A 21127-nucleotide genomic window follows, 5' to 3' on the forward strand; every position below is an offset into this window, starting at 1 on the left:
ACGCATGCTTAACAAAATAACGTCACGCGACTCCTTGCTGCTATGGCTGATTGCGCTGCCCGGCATCCTGCATTTCGTCGTATTCCGCTACGTTCCCATGTTCGGCAACGTAATCGCGTTTCAGGACTACAGCATTTTTTCAGGTATCTTGGACAGCCCTTGGGTAGGGCTCAAGCACTTTACGAATATGTTTACGTATGCGGAGTTTTATCAAATATTGGGCAACACAATTATGCTCAGCCTGTATTCAATCATTTTTGGATTTCCGGCTCCTTTGGTGCTGGCGCTGTTACTCAATGAAATCCGCAAATCGTGGTTCAAGCGCCCGGTTCAGACACTGCTTTACTTGCCTCACTTTTTATCCTGGGTCATTGTCGGCAGTATTTTTATCAATTTGCTCGGTACAGACGGATTCATAAATACGATCCTGGGCTGGTTCGGTTTTACAAACGTTGACTATTTGACTCAACCCGAATACTTCCGCAGCATTATTGTGTCGATCGGCATATGGAAGGAGATGGGCTGGGGGATGATCATATATTTGGCCGCGTTATCGGGCATTAATCCTAGCTTGTACGAGGCGGCGATGGTGGATGGTGCGGGAAGATTCCGCCAGATGTGGTCAATTACGCTGCCGTCGCTTATGCCGGCTATCATCGTTTTGTTTTTGCTGCGGGTAGGTCACGTTCTGGACTCGAATGTAGAGCAGGTTCTCATTATGCTGAATCCGCTTGTAAGGGATGTCGGGGAGGTCATCGACTCGTACGTATACCGTGTCGGCTTGCTGGGTGCCCAATTTAGCTTGACAACTGCGATCGGACTATTCAAATCAGTTGTCAGCCTGCTGTTAGTAGTAGGATTGAACACGCTCAGCCGCAAAACGACGGGAGAGAGCATTTACTAGAAAAGCGGCTTGCGGCCGCCAACAATCCGGCTAAGGAGGGAGAGAGAGCGATGCCAGTTAGAAAGAAACTGGAACTTTTTCCGATTATAAACGGTACCGCTTTTGTGCTGCTATGTCTGTCCATGATAGCCCCGATCGTCCATCTGATCGCGGTTTCGCTAAGCTCGCCCGAATATGCCGACGCGAAGCTGGTTACGTTTTGGCCAAAAGGGTTTCATCTTGACGTATATGCAACGATTTTCGGCATGAACAATATTTGGAGGGCTATGGGGGTTAGCGTCTACATTACCGTTGTAGGCACATTGTTCGCGCTGGCCTTTACCTCAACGCTTGCATACTCCTTATCGCGTCCTCAGATGATTGGGAAAAAGTGGGTGCTTCGGGGTATTATCGTAACCTTTGTTTTTTCCGCTCCACTAATTCCTAATTACTTGCTCGTTCGTACACTGGGAATGGAGAATACGCTTTGGGCGCTTATGATCCCGGGCGCTCTCGGTGCATTCAACGTTATAATTATGAAGACGTTTTTTCAGGGTATCTCCAGCGAAATGTTTGATGCGGCAAAAATTGACGGATGCAGCGAACTAGGAACATTTGCGCGCATTGCGATTCCGCTTTCCACTCCCGTTATTGCGACAATTGCTCTGTTTCATGCAGTAGGACAATGGAACTCCTACTTTGGAGCGCTTATCTTCATTCGCAGCAAGGAGCTGTTTCCCCTTCAGGTGCTATTGCGAAACTTGGTTGTTGAGGAGCAGGCGAATAATATGGCGAATTCCGCCGATGTGGCGCTGCTGCTCACTCCTGAAATGTTAAAGGCCGGCATTACGCTGGTGGCGACGGCGCCGATCCTGATCGTGTATCCGTTCCTGCAGAAATATTTCGTCAAGGGCGCGATGGTCGGCTCGTTGAAAGAATAGAGAGGAAGTGTCGGTGATGGACGGCACCTATCGGCAAACGGCGGACGGCGGCATCGACGTACCGCCGATTCTTCACGAAGCGGCCCGGCAAGGCGGGCTCGCGCTGCAAGCATACCGGATGCTGCTCCGGTGGATTCCGTTCGCGGACAGCCATTACACCGAATGGGACCGGATGCCGAATTGCGGCTATTTCTTCGGAGGCTCGTACTGGTACGGTCTGGATACGGCGAGGACGATAACGGTCTATGCGGTCTTGTCGGTGATCGGACCGTTCGATGAGAAGGCGGCCGGCTGCACGCGCCAGCGGCTCATGGAGCGGGCGATTGCGGGAATCCGTTATCTCGCCTTCACGCATGACGCGGGACCGCCGGAACTGGTTCGGGTGAAAGGGACGAATCCGTTTTGCAGCGAGAAGAAGTGGGGCGGACGGGACGACAGCTACTTCATGGCGACCCAGACCGGCTACAGCGTATCGTCGCTGGCGATGGCGTCCTGGGTGCTGTGGGACCGGCTGGACGACGAGACGCGGACGCTCGTCTTCAAGGTGGTGGAGCATTACGCCGACCGGTGGTGCGATATCGAGCCGCGGGACGGCGTCTATTACGACACCCAGGTGGAGGAGAATTCCTGGGTCGCTCAGGGCATCGCGGCTGCAGCCGATCTGCTTCCGGGTCATCCGAGAAACGCGCATTGGCGAAGCCGGTTCCGGAAATGGGCGGCCAACTCGCTGACGACGTTCCGCGACCGGTTTAACCTCGATTACCATCAGCACAATGACCGGTCGAAAGGAATCCCCTTGTCGTTTATCAACACCTCGACGCTGCACCCGGACTATACGACGGAAAATCACGGCTTCGTCCATCCGACTTATCTCGTACTCGGCATTAACCAGCGGGCGACGCATGCGCTGTTCGCGCTGATGAGCGGCCGGCAGGCCGATCCGTTTGCCCTGATGAACAACGAGCCGCTGTACGACCGTACGATCAAAATGTGCTGTCAGGCAGACGGCTTCATGATCCCCGTGCAGGGTCAGGACTGGTGGTATAACCGCCAGCATGAGCTGCTGCTCACCCATGCGGTGTTGAACGTGATCCACGGCAACCCGGATGCAGCCAGGCTGGAGCGTCATGCGCTGGACCGGATCGAGCAAATTCAGACGAGCAATGCGAACGGCTGCTTTCTCGAGGAGAACGGCGAAGCGTGCGTCATCCGCGAAGGGTATCAGACCGCCCGGGACTTCGAGAATTGGGCGTCGCAGGACGTGTTGTACGTCTACTTGCTTCATGCGTTCGGAGGAGCCGGAGCTGCGCCGAGCGATCGGGATGAGATGGGCCAGCGGCTGTCGGGCGTGTTTTCGTACCCCTACGGGGGCTTTGTCGTGCATCGGAGCGGGGATCAAAGCACGTTCAGCTCGTTCAGCTGGCGCAACGACGTCATGGGGGTTACGCTCGGGGAACCCGGCATATGGCTGACCGTACCTTCGCATGCCTCGATGACTGGCGTTATTCGACTGGATGGCCATACAGGCGCTCCGGGGCTTACGAACGAAGAGATCGTCCGGGATGCCGGGCACGTATGTCTCGATATGCGACGGGACGGTTTCGGCGTCACGGCGCTGATCCGGCGCGGCGGAGGCGAGCTGGAGCAGGACGTCGCGTTCGTCTCGCTTCCGGACGGGCGGACGGTTTATGCGGAACGGCAGCGGGCTGTGCAGGACTGCTCGATCCGCGACAACCTGACGGGACTCGTCGGCGTCCGCAACGAAACGTACAAGGCCGTTCCGGAAAGCGCGGACGGCAGAAGAACGGTGCACCTGCCTGCGGAAAGCGTAACGTTCGCCGGTTTTTGCGGGGATGCCGATGACGAGGAGCGGTCGTTTGTGGACGTGGCTTACGTCAATTTGGACGGGAAGATTGGTTATGTGCTGTACGGGTCGAACGGCGTTAAGTATGTGAACAAACACCGGTATCCGCGCTGGAAGGGCGTCGAGAATACGCTTATTCTAAACGACTCAGGGGCGAGGGAGCTGAAAGCGGGCGAAGCGCTGCCTGTCTTTGCGGTTATTACGCTGCCGAACCGGAATAAGGAGCAGACGGCGGAGGAAGCGTCAAGGTCTGCGATGCTGTCGGCTTCGGACTCTTCGTACGTGATCATCGAATGCGGCGGGGAAACGGTCGCCTATGCGAACTTCGGCTTCGAGCGGATCGTGATGACTGGGCGGAAGGAGCTGGCCGGCGAAAAAGAGATCCCGCTATACGAGGGGACGAACCGGGTGAGCGACGGCCATGCGGAATGGTCGATGCCGGTCGACGCGCGAAAAGCCGGATATGCCGCAGCCGTACTGCGGATGAGCTGGGAGATGGCTGGGGCTGGCGAAGCTGCCGGTACACCAGACGCACATGCTGCACGCACATGCTCGCTGGATGCTATCGTAAGCGAGGAAGGCGTCTATGTATTAAACAAGGGAGAACATCCGGTCACCGTCCGGCTGTCCGGACCGAAGCCGGTTACGAACCGTACGCTGGAGCTGGCGGCCGGCTCATTTATGGAATTGAAATTGTCGTAGCGATTCGCCTCTTGCTCGGCCTGGTGCCGGGCGGGGGGCGTTTATTTGGTGCCGCCGGGTTATTCCGCATACTGCTCCCGTACTTTGAGAATGGCCGGAAGATTAGCGAAGAAAGCGTCCACGACTTTCGGATCGAAATGTTGGCCGCGTTCTTGGCGGAACAGCTCCAAAATCCGCTCCAGCTCCCAAGCCTTCTTGTACACCCGGTCGCTTCCAAGCGCGTCGAAGACATCGGCGATGGCCGTGATGCGCCCGTACAGATGGATCTCTTCGCTCTTCAGGCCGTGCGGATACCCTTTGCCGTTCCATTTCTCGTGATGCTGCACGGCAACGATGGCCGCTGTTTTCAAAATCCGCCGCTTCGAGTTTTTGAGCAGGTTATAGCCGATGTCCGTATGGGTTTTCATCAGCTCGAATTCGTCCTCGGTCAGCGGTCCGGGCTTGTGCAGAATCGAGTCCGGGATCGCGACCTTGCCGATATCGTGCATAGGCGACGCCATCTTCAGCAGATCCGCTTCCTCCTGATCAAGGCCGAGCCCAAGTGCGAGGATGTACGAATATTCCGCTACCCGCTTCACGTGGTTGGCGGTTTCCTTCGAGCGGCTTTCGCCGATTTCGCCCATCGTGAAGATGATCTCCCGCTGCGTCTCTTCAATCTCATGGACGAGCAGGGCAGATTCGATCGATTTTCCGGAGTAAGAGGCGGCCAGGGACAGGTTGCGCAGATCCCGTTCGGAGAACGTGCCGCTTGGCGTCATTTTATTGATTGCCTGGTAACAGCCGATAACGGCCCCCTCGTTATTGCGAAACGGAATGACGAGCAGCGCTTTCGTGCGGTAGCCGGTCTGCTTGTCGGTTAGCAGCGCTCCTTGCTCTAGCGCGTCCCGAAACGGTTCGTTCGTATAAGCGTCGTCGATGAAGATCGGTTCGCCGGTTGCGATCGAATGACCGGCGAGGCCGGCGCCTAGCGGAATGCGCAGCTCCGTTACGCCGTGGGCGACTTTGGACCACAGCTCGTTTCTCTGTTCATCGAGAAGCCACACGGTGCACCGGTCGGAGACGACGATTTGTTTACCCATATCGGCCATCAGCATAAGCACGCGGTCGAGACTACGCTCGTTGGCGATTTTACCGGTGTAGTCCAGGATCACGGCGAGCAGTTCCTCCGGTTCCAGGTCCCTTCTCAGTTCAGGCGTATCGGGCGTATCAGAACGGGTCTTGTCATGCACCTGGCTCACCTCTTGGTATAGTACGAATTACTCATTATATTCCATGCGGCATGAAGATTTCCTGCAACGACAAGCGAAACGGATCGAGAAAAGTCGAATTCGGATCAAGATCGGGAAGGGCGGAGGCCCGAATGGACACGTTGTCAGAAGAGCCGGAGTGTGATAACTTGATTCGTAACAAGACCGAGTGACAAGCCTGAATGAAGCTTGGTCTCACCCGTTTAACGGATGGAAGGAGAACCGATTTCGATGGAATGGTTAGTCGGCTTGGCAGGCAGTGTGGTCATCGCGGGAGCAGCCAGCAGGAAGCGTTCGCTGTCCGGTTCGGGGTTCGCGGCGGCCGTCGTGCTGGGAACGGTTATGTACGGACTCGGCAGCGCGGTTTGGTTCGGCACGCTTATCGCTTTTTTCATCTCCTCCACCTTGTTGTCCAGATGGAAGAAGAAACGCAAGGAAGCCGCCGAGAGCGGGTACGAGAAGTCGGGTAGGCGCGATGCCGGACAAGTGGCGGCGAACGGAGGCCTCGCATTGCTGCTGTGCGTCGGAGCGGTTGTATGGCCGCATCCCGTTTGGTGGTTCGCTTTTCTGGGCGTGATGGCTTCGGTGAATGCCGATACGTGGGCGACGGAGATCGGGGGCTTAAGCCGGACGCCGCCAAGATCGATTTTGACCGGCAAGCGGGTCACGGCCGGGACGTCCGGAGGCGTCTCCGCACTTGGTCTCGCTGCATCGATGGCGGGCGGTTTGTTCATCGGGCTGACCGCCTGGCTGCTGATGGAGGCGATTCCCGGGCAAATAGAGCCGTCCGGCACCGAATCCGGACTGGTCCGGCTCGCTTCGTGGGCGGCTCTCGGGCTGATCGGCGGCACGGCCGGCTCGCTCTGCGACTCGCTGCTCGGCGCGACGGTGCAGCTGATGTTCCGCTGCGGCGTATGCGGCCGCGAAGTGGAGCAGCGCCGCCACTGCGGGCGGCAGACGGAGCGGATTCGCGGCTTCTCCGGCTGGAACAACGACGCTGTCAATGTTGCCGGTTCCGCAGCCGGGGGGCTCGTTACCGTTGCAGGCGCGCTGCTGCTCGGCTTGCTGTGACTCCGGGCCCGGGCGTTAAGCCGAAGCCTGCTGCATAATCCGGGCGATCGTGCGGCCTACGCCGGATTCGAGGTAGTGCGGGGCGATCATATTGGCCGCTTCCTTGACCTCGTCCGGCGCATTGCCCATGGCGACACCCATGCCGGCCCAGCGAAGCATCCCGATATCGTTGCGGTCGTCTCCGAATGCGACCACCTCTTCCGGGCGGATGCCGAGGCTGGCGCACAAGCTGCCGAGCGCGCTTGCCTTGCCGGTACCCTTCGGCTGAACGTCGATGTGCTGTGGTTCGCCCGGCAAGCCGTAGACGATCAGCTCGACGCGGTTGGTCGCCAGCAAGCGCTCATGGGCATCGTACAAGCTGCGGCGGTTTTCCGACGTAAGCAGCACCTTCAGCCAGCTGTAGTCCATCTGGGCGAGATGATGGCTCCGGTCGGAGTCGAACACCCCTTCCGCGCAATAAGCCCGGTATTGGACGTTATGTTGAAAAGCGAACAGGTGAACGGCTTCGACGTCTTTCCAGGGAAGCACGCAGCGGGAGATCAGACGTCCGTCGGCCGACCACGTTTCGCATCCGTTCGTTGTAATCATAGGCAGACGAAGATTCAAGCGTTCGACTACCGGAACCATCCGAAGCCGGTGGCGGCCGCTGACCAGAACGACGGTAATGCCGGAAGACTGTGCCTTCCGGACCCATTCCGCATTTTCCTCCGAAATCGCTCCGCTCCGATCAAGCAGTGTGCCGTCCAAATCCAGTGCAATCATCTTCCAAGTCATTCTGCAACAACCTCCTTGTATAAGCCTCTACGTATTGTGTCATTTAATATAACACATATCTAGCGTTCCTACAATGACATTAGATGATATTAACAATTCATGCGACAATATGTTATGAAAAATGACATTTTATCTAGAGCAGCGTGTTTCTTGTCGATTTCTATCCTCGCAATTCTAACAGGAACCTGCCAAAAAAGCCGCCTCGGCCAGGTTAGCGGAACCTGAGAGTGCGGCTTTGTTCAAGAGCAGGGAAGAGTTCGCCGGCCTGAACCGGCGGATGAGCGAGCTTATGTCTGCTCTCCCATATAAGGCGCAAACGTGCTGGGCAGCATGATCGTGAATCGCGAGCCGACGCCCAGCTCGCTCGTCGCTTCGATCGTTCCGTTATGCGCTTCGGCCAGCGCCTTGGCGATGCTCAGACCGAGACCGACACCGCCGCTGAAGCGGGAGCGGGACTTGTCCGCCCGGTACAGCCGGTTGAATATATAGGGCAGATCCTGTTCGCTTACACCGATGCCGTTGTCTTCGACAACGATTAATGTACGGTCGACGCTCCACGAGACGGCGATCAGCACTTTGCCGCCCTCCGACGTATACTTGATCGCATTGGACACGATGTTGGACAACACCTGAACGATCTTGTCCTTGTCCACCTCGGCGTAGCAGGGAACATAGGCCGGTTCGAAAATCAGCTTAATTCGTTTGCTGCGGGCGAGCGGCAAAAAGTTGGAGTAAACCGTTCGGGCGAGCTCGACCATGTTCGTCCGGCGGACGTACAGCGAGAAGCGGGCGCTTTCCGCTTCGGAGAGCCGCTCCAGATCGTTAACGAGGCGGGACAGCCGGATCAGCTCGTCGTAGATGTCCTGGAGCCGGTGAGGCTCCGGATCGTATACGCCGTCCACGATCGCTTCGATTTGCGTAAGCAGGGTAGTTAGCGGCGTCCGCAGCTCGTGCGTCAAATCTTCCATCAGAGCGTGGCGCCAGTCTTCCTGCTTCTTCAGCTCCTTGGTCATCTCGTGCAGCGTGACGGCCAGTCTGCGGACTTCCTCCGGGCCTTTGAGCGGCAGGGAGACGTCGCGTTTGCCTTTTCCGATCTCGTTGGCCATCCGGTATACGTCGTTCAGCCGTTTGGTCAACCCGCGCGCGATAAAAAAGCTGAGCAGGACGGAAGCCGCAACGACGCCGATCAGAAGCAGCTTGGAGCGGAACGAAATCGATTTCATAAATTCCGCGTAAGCGGGCTCCAGCTCGCTGCTGCTTAATATATATTCCATGCGCAGATAACCTTGCACTTTACCGTTAGCGGTATAGGGCGATTCGATCGATTTGCTGGACACCGGAATATTCGCCTTGACATACGTATCGAACCAGACTTCCTTGCGGTCCGCGCTTTCGAAACGAAGCAGGATGCCGTACAAGGCGGATCGGCGCTGCAGCCATAACCGCTGCTCGTTCGTCAGAGGACCGCTGATAATGCCGTATCCCCGCATGTCGTCCATGACGAGATAGCTGTTCTTGTCGATCTGCATCGATTGAAACCGCATGAACAAATTTTGCCAGTTCGTATTGTTGACGAACGAGATGAGAAATACGATGCCGATCGAATAAATCAGGAAGCTGCAAAACAAAATAAAGCTCATTTTGCGGAAGGTCGGAAATAGTTTTCTCATGTCTCGGGATCATCCGGCTGCATCGAAAATTTGTATCCCGAGCCTACGACGGTGACGACATACAGAGGGTTCGAAGGGTCGCGTTCGATTTTTTTGCGCAAATTTTTGACATGCGCATCGATTGCCCGTCCGTCTCCTTGAAAGCGATATCCTTGGACGGTATAAGAAAGATCGGAGCGGCTGAATACTTTGCCCGGTTTGCGGATGAGCACGGACAGCAGCTTGAATTCGGTAGCCGTCAGCTGAACGAGCCTCCCGTCCGTAATCACTTCACGGGTATCGGTGTCGACGATCAGTTTGCCGCCGTTGAAATGGACGACCTTCTCCTCGTCGGACGCCCGCTTGACCGGGGCGATGCGGCGGAACAAAGCGTGGATGCGGGCGATCAGCTCCTTCGCCCGGAACGGTTTGACGATATAATCGTCGGCTCCCAGATTCAGTCCGTTTATCGTATCGATTTCACGAGATTTGGAGGTCAGCATAATGATCGGGACGTTCGATTTCTCGCGGATCCGGGAGCATACCTGCTCGCCGGGCATTCCTTCCAGCATCAGATCGAGAATGATCAGGTCGTGCTGGACGTAATCGAACTTCTGAACCGCTTCGATTCCGTTCGAGGTGTAGTCGGTTTGCCAGCCTTCTTTCTCCAAGTAGGCGATAAGCACGTCGCGGATTTTGGGTTCGTCTTCGACAATCAATATATGCAACGGGCATCCCCTCCTCAATGTTCTCTTAAAAAAAGAATTCCACGGCAGGAGTTGAAAATCCTGCCGCGGAAATCGATTTGGCCGAAGCGATTGTGCCGGCCGGGTCTGACTATTCAACCAAACCTGTACGCTCAACGCCTTCAACGAACCAGCGCTGCGTGAACATGTACAGGATCAGCGGAGGCAGGATGACGAGGAACGCCGTCGCCATCTTGAGCGGTTCGTCGAAGATCGACGGACCGAACTCTTTCGCCTGCTGATCCAGCACGGCTGCGATTTGCGAGATGCCCATCGACAGCGGGAGCTCTTTCACGCCGTTCAAGTACATGCTCGGCAAGTAGTAGTCGTTCCAAGTCCACACGAAGGAGAACAGGAAGACGACGAGAATAGCCGGTTTTGCCAGTGGAAGCATAACTCTGAAGAAAATTTTAAAGACGTTGGCGCCGTCGATTTTCGCCGCTTCCTCGAGCTCTTTAGGCTGTGTGGAGAAAAACTGGCGATAGATGATGACGAACAATGCGCCTTTGAGACCATGCCCGAACAAAGCGGGCAGAAGGATCGGGTAGTACGTCTTCATCAGTCCCAATTGGCTTGCAGCGATCAGGTTCGGCAGAATGACGACCTGGGTCGGTACGATAAACGTCAAGATGAGGCAGAAGAACCAAAACTTCTTAAACGGAAACTCGAGCCGGGCGAAGGCGTATCCGGCTACCGCACACGATACCGTCTGGAGGATCGATACGGTAAGCGACATGATCATACTTACCGAGAAGGCGGTCGGATACTTCAGCTTCACCCAGGCGTCCTGCAGGACGCCGGTGTAGATCGCTCTCGGCACCCAACTGACCGAAGGGTCGAGCAGGTCCGCCGAGTTTTTGACCATCGTGGCGATCATGAACAAAATCGGGTTTAAATAAATATAAGCGACGTCGATCAGGATCAAATACAGAAATATTCGGAAAATGAGGCCCTTGTCCGCCTCTTTACCAAGCACCACATAACGGGTCTTGGTAAGTCCGGCTCTCCAGTTCAGTCCCTCGTAGCGTCTTTCCTTGAAAGCCGCCAACAGTTTGGTCATCGTAGGTCTCCTTTCTCCGTCAGCGGGCCATGCCCGCCGCTTTGTTCACTTTATTGAAAATACCCAGTATGATACCGAGGAAGACCAGAATGATAACGAAGTAGATCCATGCCAGCGCGCTGGACTGACCGTAGTTGGAAGTGGAGATCTGGGTCAGGATCGGGTTCGTCGGGAACGTGAACAAGTCGACGGTCGTGTAGATCAGATTGAGCAAAATGAACGGGGTCATGCCTGGCAGCGTAATTTTCCAGAACACTTCCCAAGGCGATGCGCCGTCGATCCGCGCCGCTTCATATACCGAGCTGCCGATCGTCTGGCGTCCGGCGAGGAAGATCAGAATCTGTACGCCGGAGTACCAGAGAATCAGGACGAACGAGCCCATAACGGCTACGATCGGTCCGGCCCAAGCGCCCGACAAGTTCTGCTGGACGAGAGAGGCGATGTTGTAACGCTCGAGGAAGCCGATGTCGCCTTCCCCTTGCGTCATAAATTCCCGTACGACCTGCCCGGTCGTAAAGATGACGGGCAGGAAGAAGATCGAACGGAAGATCGATCTTCCCGGGAACTTCTGATTCAGCATGATCGCGATGAGCAGCGAGAAGACGAGAATGATCGGGATCATGATGAGCGCTTGCCGTAAAAACGGGAACAGCTGATTGTACAAAATAGCGCCGTTCTCAAGCAGGATATACTTGTAATGCTTCAGCCCGACGGGAACGATCTCGATCCCGGTACCCAGGATACGCACCTGATGGAAACTCATGTAGAGCGAGTAGCCGAGAGGGAACGCCATAAAGGCAAAAAATCCGAGTATCCATGGTGCAATAAATAACGAGCCTTCAATCTTGCGGATATGATTGGCCGCTAATCGTTTCTTTTTGACTGTCATGGCGTGGTCCCTCCTTTCACGATCAAGTAGTCGAGCGGCTGAACGGTAATGCTGCCGTTGCGGTACGTTTGAGTGCCGTAGTTAACGATGATCCGCTTGCCGCCGGCATAAGTCGTTTCTTTCACTTCCGGCGCCAGTTCGCGGTGATTAATGATGAACTTGTCTTGCACGTCGCCGAGCGCTTCGTTTACTTTCTGATATTCCTTCACCGCTTCCGCCTCCCAGTCGCGGTAATCCGGGCTGTACGGGTGAAGGTCGGTGTTGGCGTATTTGAACTGTTCGGCGTTTTCGTACAGGAACATGAACGACGGTGCCGAGCCGTATTCCAGATCGCGCAGGAACTGCTTCTGGTATTCGTCGCGGTTGTTGGCCGCGAACGACGTATAGGAGACAAGTCCGTGCAGCGAGATTTGAGCGAACGGGATTGCCGTATCCGAGAACGAGTCGAACGAATAGTCGTCGGACAAACCGTCGATCGCGCTGACGTACGGAACCGCGAAAAAGTTCGTGTGATTCGCGAACGGAGTGTTCGCACCGCGCACGTCGAGACCGCCGTCGCGGAATTTTTTCAGATACGATTGCTGCAGCTTGCGGTTTTCTTCCCGGCTCGCCGGATAGTTCGTGTTAAAGTCGCTGTATACGTCGGCTCCGAGCCCTTCCGCGGTAATGCCGGTTGCTCCGAGATCTTTGATGTACGTGATCTCGCGGTCTAATAGCGAACCGAGGAAGCCCATGCTGACCAGCCGTCCCATCACCGTACCGCCGAGGTCGCGCAATCCGTGACGGTTCCGGTTAAACTTGCCGGCATCCGTGTTATTGAACGCGTAGTTCGTATTCAGGTAAACCGGAATGTCGAGCGTCCGGGCGTACTGGGTGAACTGCTTCATCCCTTCGACGCCGCCGAGCCGCTTGTCGACCCGTAGCGGTGCGCCCAGGGCGTTGTAGCCGTCTTCCTGCCAGCCCAAGTAGTTGACGACCATATTGTCGAGCCCGAGCCCGTACAGCCGCTGGACCATCTTCATAGCGTCCGAGGTGGACGTCGTCTTCAAGTAGCGGTCCGTGATCAGTCCGTCTTCCTGCACAGCGCCGATAATGTTGACGAGCATCGGCATTTTGTTGCTTTTCGGCGTAATTGTCTTCAAGTCGTGCGTCTTGATTAAATATTCGCGGTAACGTTCTGCCATGCCGACATAGTTGGCTTTCGGCTTATCCAGAAGCACGTAGCGGACGGCACGGTCGCCTCCGAAGCGTTCGTCCTTGTTGTAAGTCGTAAAGGAACGGTTTTTGGCTTCGTTCGTTACTTGCCGATACGTGGAACGGTAGTTTTGCTGACCGGTGATCCAGTTGTATCCGCTGAATACGCCCGATGGAGATCCGACGATCTCGACTTGCTCGGCGCCGTCCTCGACGATCGCGAGGTAAGCGCGGTCTTGCGATTTGGCACCATATACGGGCATAACGACCTGATTGCGGGAGTTAGGCTCGCTGTTTACTTTAAACGACAAGTCTTGGCCGTAAATCGGCTCCTGGTAGATCCGGTTGACGTTCGTGCTGTTCGGATCGTAAGGAATCAGGGCGCCCGAGCCGTCCGGTACGAACAAGTAGCCGTCCTGGCCTTCGGAACGCTCCGCTCCGAAGAACGGGTACAATCGGACCCAGATCAGGCTGAGCTTGCCTTCCTTGACGCCGGAATCGATGATTTTGGTAACGACGGAATCGCCGTCCACTTTTACTTCGACCGGAATCGTAATTTCTTTCGACGGCATGTCGAACGTCAAGCGGAAGCCGCCGTCGATTGTAGCGATGTCCTTGATCTCTCCGCGCTCTTCCAGCAGGTTGGATTCTTTCGGCTGGGACAGCTTGCCGGACAGATCGATGTAACGGAACATGACGGGGGAGCGAAGATGCACCCGCCACTGGCCTTCCTGCGTTTCGTTGGCCCATTGGTCCGGGCTCGGATAAGACCGCCATACGTTGCCGTTGCGTTTGTCGACTACGGCGAAATGTCCCGACGCCGCATCCATTTTCAGCTCCAGCTGAGGAGTCTGGGCAACCGTCTTCATATTGGCGTCGTTCGGCAGCTCGGCCGGTCCCTTGTCGACCTTCACGGCTCCAGGAGCCGCTACGGCGGCCGCTTCGGCCGCCTGTCTGCCTAGCGTACCCGTATCGAGACGGGTCAGGACGAAGATGGCGAGCGCCACGACTAGTACGATAATGACCCAAGCCGTTACCGGTATGCGTTTGATAACCGTCACCGCAGCCTCACCTCCTGGTAAACTTCATACACGAAGTCCTTCAGATCGCTGCTGAGGCCCAAGATAACGAGCAGGAGCACGGTAAGGATGAGGAACGCCAGGATGGACAACACCAGGTTGACGATCGTTTCTCCGACCGAGTAGTTTTGCAGCGACTGGACTTTCCAGAAAAACATAAGTCCTGCCCACAGATACATCATGTTAAGAATGAAATCGTAGATCGCCAGCTCGGAATTCGTCATAATATTCGAAATGATCGCAATTGGGATTCCGACCAGGATGACCGGCATCAGCGCGTAGGCGCTGCCGACGAATACGTCCTTGAAGCGGCCTTCACCGCGATAAATCGAGCTGACCAGGTAGTTCGAGACGACCCAGCCGATCCAGATCAGCGCGAACTGCAAAAAGTGCGAGAGCACGTTGAAACGGTTCAAGTCGGTCATGTTAAACGAAAAGCTGGTGTACAGCCGCATAATGACCAGTGATGCGTAAGCGCACGCGAGAACGGCAAGCGCGCTCCAGTATCCGCCTTTATTCTCATAGCGGAGAGCGGTGAAGCCGTCGATCGGATGCTTCAGCAGGTAGAACATATGCCGGAACTGTACGGCGGCAGAATTTTGCGACCGTTTGCGGTTTTTCCAGGCATTCCGCCATTTGGTTTTACGGGTCAGCCGTTCGAACAAGGCAAGACCGATTACAAGAACAAGCACGATGGAAGCCATCAGCGAGAAGTTTTTCTGGAACCATTGAAGCCGGATTTGCCAGAATGCGTTGGAAAATCCTTTGTGGTCTTCAGCGCGTTTGAACAAATCGCGGGCTTCCTCGTAATTGCCCTGCTTGTAGGCGGCTTTTGCGAGACCGAGCATGGCCGGCGAGAAGTTGGCGTTCAGGCGCAGCACTTCGCGCCATGGACCTTCGCTCTCTTCGTAACGGCCGGCAAGCGTCAGCTTGTTCGCCTCGTTCACTTTCATGCCGAATTCCGACAGTCTGAAAATTTGGACGACGCCTTCCTGGCCGTCGAGCAAATACAAATCGTTACGCGAGCTGGCGTCGACGGCGACCGGATTTTTCATCAGGCCGAGCTGCGTCGTATTCGCCGAGGACGGGCCTGCCCAGAAGAACAACAGGTTTCCGTTCGCGTCGTACTGGTTAATATATTTGTACGAAGAGTCGATCGCCGTAATGTTGCCGTTGGAATCGACGGCAAGGTCGATCAGCTGCGGCGTCACTTGCCCGCCGGTAGCGAACCGGATATCCATTCTCCGGACTTCGCCGTATACGTCCGTATCGGTTTTGAGCAGGTTCATGCCCCGGATGCTCAGCTTTTTGATTTGATTTTTCTTGATGCCTTGCCCGGCCGTAGTCGTGTACATGAACCCGTCGTTATCCACGGCGACGCTGCTGATCGCGCCTGGCAGCTTGCTGATTTCGTTCGCGTACATTTCCTTCGTGTAGAGCAGGCGTTTGACCGCATCCAGCGGAGAGAACACTGTGGCGTTGGCTCCGTAGAAGCTTTGGAAGTTGCCTTCCGGATCGAGCTGCAGCAGACCTTGGTAGCCGCCGAGTACGGCGATGTACAGAAATCCGCGCTTGTCGACGACGAGTCTTGTCGGATCGTACTTGAACGCTTCCGGAATGAACTTGGAGTCCGGTCTGCCGTATTCTTTGGTAGATCCGTCCTTGTTAATGCGGATGACCCGCTTGTTGCCGGTGTCGGCGATGTAGATGATGCCGTCGTCCGTAACGAAGACGCCTTCCGGTTTGTTCAGCGGCTTGCCTTCAACAGTAGCTTCGATGTAACGAATCCATTTGCCGTTGGAATCGAATTGGACGATCCGGTTGTTGCCGGTATCGGCTACATAGATGTTATCGCTTTTATCGATAAAAATATCTTTCGGGTTTTGCAGCGGCGAAGCTTTTTCAGTTCCCGGTTTGTCTTTATCCGGCACGGTTAAATCTTTGCCGAATATTCCGACCGGAGTATACGCCGGCTGCGTCCAGATCAGGCGTCCTTGCTTCTCCTTGGAGTTCGTCCAGTACGGCACTTCCGCAAATGCGGTCATCGGCATCACCGCGACGGCAACAGCCAAAGTCAGGACGAGAAGCATCAGGATCCGCCGGCTTTTATTCAGGTTCATGGTCAGACCTCCGAATCAGTCTAGTCCTTATTTAATGCCGGAATGTGCCATCGTGGCGATGACTTTCCGCTGGTAGAACAAGAAGAACAGCAGGTTAGGCAGGAAGAGGACGAGTGTAGCCGCCGCTGCCGCGCCTTGTCTTGCTACTGCGTTCGCCGCTCCGCCGAGAATCGTCTGGAGGAAAAACGGGAACGTCTTCATCGCTTCGTCCTGCATGAACAAGCGGGACGGTTCGATGTTGCTCCAAGCGCCTTGGAACGTCAGGATTGAAACCGTAGCGACAGCCGGCATAATCATCGGAATGACGATCTTATAAAACACGGTCCATTCGCGGGCGCCGTCCATCTTGGCCGCCTCCAGCAGTTCGTTCGGCACCTGATCGACGAACTGCTTCATCAGGAACACGCTGACCGGGGCTGCCAAATAAGGAAGCAGATGGCCCAAATAGTTGTTCATGATGCCCAGTTTCGATACGACGAGGTAACGCGGAATCCCTACGGTCTCGCTCGCGAACATCAGTGTCAGAATGATCGTCGCGAACAAGAAGTTACTCCCGGGAAACTTGTGCTTGGACAGCGGGTAAGCGCACAAGGCGCTGACGATCACGACACCGATAACGGTCAGTGCAGTCGCTATAATACTGTTGAACAAATACCGGGTAACCGGAACGACCGAGTTGCTTGACAGGGTGAACAATTCAATAAAGTTTTGCAAAGTCGGCTCCTCCACATAGATACGTGGGGGAAAAATAAACAGCTCATGAAACGGCTTCAAGGAATGCGCGAATATAAACACCAGCGGGATGAGCATAAAAATCGCAAGCAGTGTTAAGATGGCAATCAGCACTTTTTGAAAGCCGTCGATCCGATTCAGCTTGTTTTTTCTTTTGAGCCGCATCGATGTCCAGAGACGCTTTACCGGGTTGGTGGCGCTAGCAGCCATTACTCATCACCTCGACTTCCAAATAGCCTATGACTGAGCTTGTTCGCCAGGTACATCATGATCAGCAGGAATACCGAGATCGCCGACGCGTAACCCAGCTCGAAGCGGATATCGCCGTAGTCCTGAATATGGCTCATCAGAACGTGCCCCGCATATTGCGGCGTCGGGATGGTACCGGACAACGTCGCTCCGATTTCCCCGGCCTTAAACGTACCGACGATCGCCATTACGGCGCTGAACAACATTTGCGGCTTCATGGACGGAATCGTAATATACCAGATTTCCTGCAGCCTGCTCTTGATGCCATCGATACGTCCGGCTTCGTACAGCTCTTTGTTGACGTTCAGAATACCCGCAAGCTGGGCCAGGAAACCGATCCCCATACTGGCCCATAACGTAACGACGACCATGGAACCCATCAAATATTTAACGTCGGTTACCCAGAGGACCGGTTTGTCGATCAGGCCCAGCTGGAGAAGGATACTGTTCAAGTAGCCGATCCGGTCGCCGTTCAGCAGCGGGAGCCATACGGCGGCCAGCGCTGGACCAGCGACGAGCGAAGGGCTGTAAATGATCAGCGCGTACACGGTCCGCGAGAAGCTCGGCAGCTGCGAGATTAGCCAGGCGAGGATAAAGGAGGCGATGTAGCCTCCCGGCCCGACGAGAATCGCGAACTTGATCGTGTTCGGCAGCGCGTGCTTCAGGAAGATCAAGTCTTGCGACAGCAAATACAGGAAGTTCTGCCAGCCGACGAACCGCGGCGGCTGCAGACCGTTGAAATACGTAAAGCTCAGCAGGATCGCCACGATGATCGGAATTAAAATAAACAGCGTAAAGCAAATGACGAACGGTGCGATAAACAGATAAGACAACCGGTACGACCAGATCAGCTTCATATAGTTTTTCATCCGTGTGCCGAATGCCGGTTTGTTGTTCAGGGGCACCGAAACACCGGTTTTACTTGTTAACAAATCGGTCAACCCCTTCCCACGGTTTGGTTACTTGAGGCAGGTCCAGCGTATGCAGCACAGTACCGTCAGGCGAGACGAAGCCGAACTCCTGTTCCTTCCGGATCATCTCACGGTCGATATTGACGACGGCTTCCTCCAGCGATTCGCGGTAGTTCATTCCGTCGACGACCGTCCGGTTCCAAGCGTTGTTCAGCTCCCGCGCCACGAAGTAAGCGCCTGGCGGGTTCGCCATTTCCTTATACCATCTCCACTGCTCAAGGATGACGTTGCGGTCTTCTCTCGACCATGGAAGTCTTGTGAACGCTTCGACATTAGCGGTCGCCCAGCGGAAGGTGATGCCGTTGAACGACTCGAGATCCATGCCGTATCGCTCTTGCGTATCGGCCGAAAGCAGCCATTTCATATATTCCCAAGCCGCATCTTTTCTTTGCGAGTTTTTGTACATAAACGCCGTCGTTTGACCGCCGGAGGACCAGCGCGCCACCGTGCCGTCCGGCTGCTTGATGCCCGGCAGCGGAGCGATTCCCCACCATCCGGTCAGCTCGGGAGCTGCTACGGCCAGCTGGATGTAAGTCGTATAGTCGGCCACCCCGATCGGCATATAGCCTTTACGGAAATGCTGATAGAAGTTCGGAACGCTCTTCTCCAGATCGTAAATGTTGAACAGATCGGTCCATTGCTTGAAGCCTTTGAACGCTTCCGGCGTGCTCAGTGCCGTTTGCATGCCGTCCTTGGTGAAGAAGTCGGCGCTGTTCTGATAGATGAACGTAATGAAATCGCCTGTCGGGACGTAGAAATTGTAGCCGCTTTGCTGCAGCGTCGGCAGCATCTCGTACACTTCGTCCCACGTATCCGGAATTTTCAGGCCGAGCTGCTCCATAATGTCTTTCCGGTAGAACATGACTTTAAATTGCTGGGTTTCCGGCAGAGCGTAGTACCCTTTGTTATAGAAGAAAGGCATAAGCGCACCGGGTGCAAACTCGCTCTTGACCTTCTCGAAATCCGGGAATTCGCTCAAATCCTGCAGCGCTCCCCGCATCGCGAAGTCGATCGATTTGTCTTGAGGCTGCCCGAGCACAAGGTCGGGAGTGATGCCTGCGGCGTTTGCGTAGATCAGCAGATTTTCGTCGGCAAGCAGGTTGACCTTGACGCGTACACCGGTCTGCGGGGTGTACAGCTCGTCGCTCAGCTCCTGCAGCAGGTTGACGAAGTCGCGTCCGCGGGCTACCCATACGTTAAGCGCATCCGGATCGATGTCGGTAATGTCTTCTTTCTTAATGAAGGATAAGAAGAAGTTGACGATGGTCGCTTTCGATTTCTCGAAAAAGTTCGCTTCCATCTTCGGCATAGCCGTTCCGACCGGTACGATATAAAATTGATCGAGCTGGAGCGGCGACTTAATGAGCGTTTCACGAAGTCCGCCGATTTTTTCCTGGAGGCTTGCGATCGAATCCATATGGTACGGGATCTCGTTCGGATAGCGCAAGTAGCTGTCCAGGTCCCGCTGTACGCTCTGAATCGTCTGATACACGTTGTCCGGCTTGCCGTTCGCTTTCAGCTGCTCGTCGGCCATAATGACCAGCCGCTCGCGCACCGCTCTCAGCTTCTCCGGCAATTCGGGGAATTCTTCCTCGATTTTCCATGTCCGGTTTACGTCTACGACGGCGCCTGTCAACGCTTTAAGTTCCGCTGTCACTTCGCGAAGCAGGTTGGTCGTTTCTTCGGATTGAATGATAACGGTTTGGAAAGGCGACGACGTTGCGATCATCGTAATGGTGTGCTTGCCTTTCTCAAAATAAAACTCGAACGGATTGCCCGCTTCGTCGGAAAGCGTTACCCCTTTCCATTTGTTCACGTACGGGAATTTGTATTCCAGCAGCTCGCGGAACGGGATTTTGCCGTCTATCATAATCGTCCGGTAAGCGGCCATGTTTGTCAGCGTATTTTGCAGGGCGCGCATGGCGATTTTGTAACGTCCGCTTTCGGGCGCTTCGAACGTCCAGGAGACGGTCTGGCCGCCGGTTTGCCAGCGGGTGCCCCCGACGGTATTAAATCTTTCATTCCCTTGGGACAGAGGAACGGAAAGCGGGTCCTTATTAACGACCATTTGAATAGCGACGTCGTTTTTGGTACCCATTTCTTCCGCCTGGAAATTCACGATATTGCCGGAAGAAGCTTGAGTTGCCGGCAGTTGCGCGGCGTATTGCTTGTAATCGACGAATTGCTGCGGAGGGGTAATCCCGATCGAGCCGATCGCGATCGGTTCGCTGCCTGCCAGCCGGATCGTATGCTCGCCTGCCGACAGGTAAAACTTCAACGGTTCGCTGTACGAGTTAATGGAATCCCGGAACGGCTCGTCAAGCCATTGGTTGATGGATACGGACCTTGGCCGGATGTCGTCGTTCTTGAAATCCACCTTGGCGGGAAGTTCGTCCTTGAACAATCTGCGGAAGACGATCGCTCTGGCTTCGCGGTACGGGAACTGTCCATCGACGGTGACGGCCAGCTGTACCGGTCTCCGGTTCAACGAGCTGGTATTGTTCGGATCGTACGGATAATATTGCAGATTCATCTGATACAGTCCGGCTTTATCGACGCGAACCCGGTATTCGACCCAGTTGTCGCGTTCGCTCTTCCAGAGCAGCACGTTGTCTCTTCCTTGATACGATCCGCTCTGCGCCTGCTTAAACTCCGACTGGTTGGAAATGTCTGCGCCGTTGATCTTGTAAGAGCCGGTTCCGGGTGCGTAGCCTTTCGTTGTCCAATCGGCCAGCGTCTGAGCGAAATAGGGCTCGAATTTGCCGTACATGCTCGACGTGGTTAAGTCGGCAGCCTTGGCGGTTGTCGCCGCGTTCTGGGTCTTCGTTGCGGCCGTATCGGCGAAGGCCGACTGCAAAGGCGAAGGACCGACGAAAGTTGGACCGAGAAGGACAGACACCGCGAGGACGACGGCTACGACCGCCCGCTTATTTTTGGTACGGGTACGTTGCAAGGG

The 21127-nt window shown here is 55.4% G+C and carries 15 protein-coding genes; 4 read left to right on the top strand and 11 right to left on the bottom strand.

Annotated features, from left to right (window positions below; all coding sequences use genetic code 11):
• The first annotated feature begins 4 nt into the window (after positions 1 to 4).
• The 3 genes from AC3Y2E_RS18060 to AC3Y2E_RS18070 are packed head-to-tail and all read left to right on the top strand — an operon-like array spanning position 5 to position 4390.
• On the top strand, positions 5 to 904 hold the full coding sequence (locus AC3Y2E_RS18060) for an ABC transporter permease (protein WP_379212735.1): 900 nt from the start codon (positions 5 to 7) through the stop codon (positions 902 to 904).
• Between the two features lie 50 nt (positions 905 to 954).
• Positions 955 to 1824, top strand: coding sequence for a carbohydrate ABC transporter permease (locus AC3Y2E_RS18065; protein ID WP_379212737.1), 870 nt, complete (start codon positions 955 to 957; stop codon positions 1822 to 1824).
• 16 nt (positions 1825 to 1840) lie between these two features.
• Positions 1841 to 4390 carry a hypothetical protein gene (locus tag AC3Y2E_RS18070; protein ID WP_379212739.1) on the top strand — a complete coding sequence of 850 codons (2550 nt, stop codon included), beginning with the start codon at positions 1841 to 1843 and terminating at the stop codon, positions 4388 to 4390.
• A gap of 59 nt (positions 4391 to 4449) precedes the next feature.
• On the opposite strand, the gene AC3Y2E_RS18075 is transcribed toward AC3Y2E_RS18070, so the two are convergent.
• A complete protein-coding gene (locus AC3Y2E_RS18075) occupies positions 4450 to 5619 on the bottom strand; it encodes an HD domain-containing phosphohydrolase (RefSeq protein ID WP_379212741.1) in 1170 nt (389 codons plus the stop codon).
• 249 nt (positions 5620 to 5868) lie between these two features.
• Between AC3Y2E_RS18075 and AC3Y2E_RS18080 the strand changes: the two genes are divergently transcribed.
• Positions 5869 to 6708: a DUF92 domain-containing protein gene (locus AC3Y2E_RS18080; RefSeq protein ID WP_379212743.1), complete on the top strand. Its 840-nt coding sequence runs from the start codon at positions 5869 to 5871 to the stop codon at positions 6706 to 6708.
• Positions 6709 to 6723: 15 nt separating this feature from the next.
• Here the strand turns inward: AC3Y2E_RS18080 and AC3Y2E_RS18085 are convergent, their stop codons facing one another.
• From AC3Y2E_RS18085 to AC3Y2E_RS18130, 10 genes are all read right to left on the bottom strand, one after another.
• Positions 6724 to 7482 (bottom strand): HAD family hydrolase, encoded by a 759-nt coding sequence (locus AC3Y2E_RS18085; RefSeq protein ID WP_379212745.1) that lies wholly within the window; start codon positions 7480 to 7482, stop codon positions 6724 to 6726.
• A gap of 287 nt (positions 7483 to 7769) precedes the next feature.
• Positions 7770 to 9152 (bottom strand): sensor histidine kinase, encoded by a 1383-nt coding sequence (locus AC3Y2E_RS18090; RefSeq protein ID WP_190928827.1) that lies wholly within the window; start codon positions 9150 to 9152, stop codon positions 7770 to 7772.
• Positions 9149 to 9859 (bottom strand): response regulator transcription factor, encoded by a 711-nt coding sequence (locus AC3Y2E_RS18095; protein ID WP_190928829.1) that lies wholly within the window; start codon positions 9857 to 9859, stop codon positions 9149 to 9151. The genes AC3Y2E_RS18090 and AC3Y2E_RS18095 overlap by 4 nt, the downstream gene beginning before the upstream one ends.
• 109 nt (positions 9860 to 9968) lie before the next feature.
• Positions 9969 to 10937 (bottom strand): carbohydrate ABC transporter permease, encoded by a 969-nt coding sequence (locus AC3Y2E_RS18100; RefSeq protein WP_190928831.1) that lies wholly within the window; start codon positions 10935 to 10937, stop codon positions 9969 to 9971.
• A 19-nt stretch (positions 10938 to 10956) separates the two neighbouring features.
• The gene (locus tag AC3Y2E_RS18105) at positions 10957 to 11826 is read right to left on the bottom strand and encodes a carbohydrate ABC transporter permease (protein ID WP_379212749.1); all 870 of its coding nucleotides are present in this window, start codon (positions 11824 to 11826) and stop codon (positions 10957 to 10959) included.
• On the bottom strand, positions 11823 to 14081 hold the full coding sequence (locus AC3Y2E_RS18110) for a DUF5696 domain-containing protein (RefSeq protein WP_379212751.1): 2259 nt from the start codon (positions 14079 to 14081) through the stop codon (positions 11823 to 11825). Before AC3Y2E_RS18110 ends, AC3Y2E_RS18105 begins: the two co-directional genes overlap by 4 nt.
• Positions 14078 to 16219: a YIP1 family protein gene (locus AC3Y2E_RS18115; RefSeq protein WP_379212753.1), complete on the bottom strand. Its 2142-nt coding sequence runs from the start codon at positions 16217 to 16219 to the stop codon at positions 14078 to 14080. The genes AC3Y2E_RS18110 and AC3Y2E_RS18115 overlap by 4 nt, the downstream gene beginning before the upstream one ends.
• A 27-nt stretch (positions 16220 to 16246) precedes the next feature.
• Positions 16247 to 17161 carry a carbohydrate ABC transporter permease gene (locus AC3Y2E_RS18120; RefSeq protein ID WP_379212755.1) on the bottom strand — a complete coding sequence of 305 codons (915 nt, stop codon included), beginning with the start codon at positions 17159 to 17161 and terminating at the stop codon, positions 16247 to 16249.
• A complete protein-coding gene (locus tag AC3Y2E_RS18125) occupies positions 17161 to 18069 on the bottom strand; it encodes a carbohydrate ABC transporter permease (protein ID WP_379212915.1) in 909 nt (302 codons plus the stop codon). Before AC3Y2E_RS18125 ends, AC3Y2E_RS18120 begins: the two co-directional genes overlap by 1 nt.
• A gap of 49 nt (positions 18070 to 18118) precedes the next feature.
• Positions 18119 to 21124, bottom strand: coding sequence for an extracellular solute-binding protein (locus AC3Y2E_RS18130; RefSeq protein ID WP_379212757.1), 3006 nt, complete (start codon positions 21122 to 21124; stop codon positions 18119 to 18121).
• Between the last annotated feature and the right edge of the window lie 3 nt (positions 21125 to 21127).

The organism is Paenibacillus sp. MAH-35, assembly GCF_058135425.1.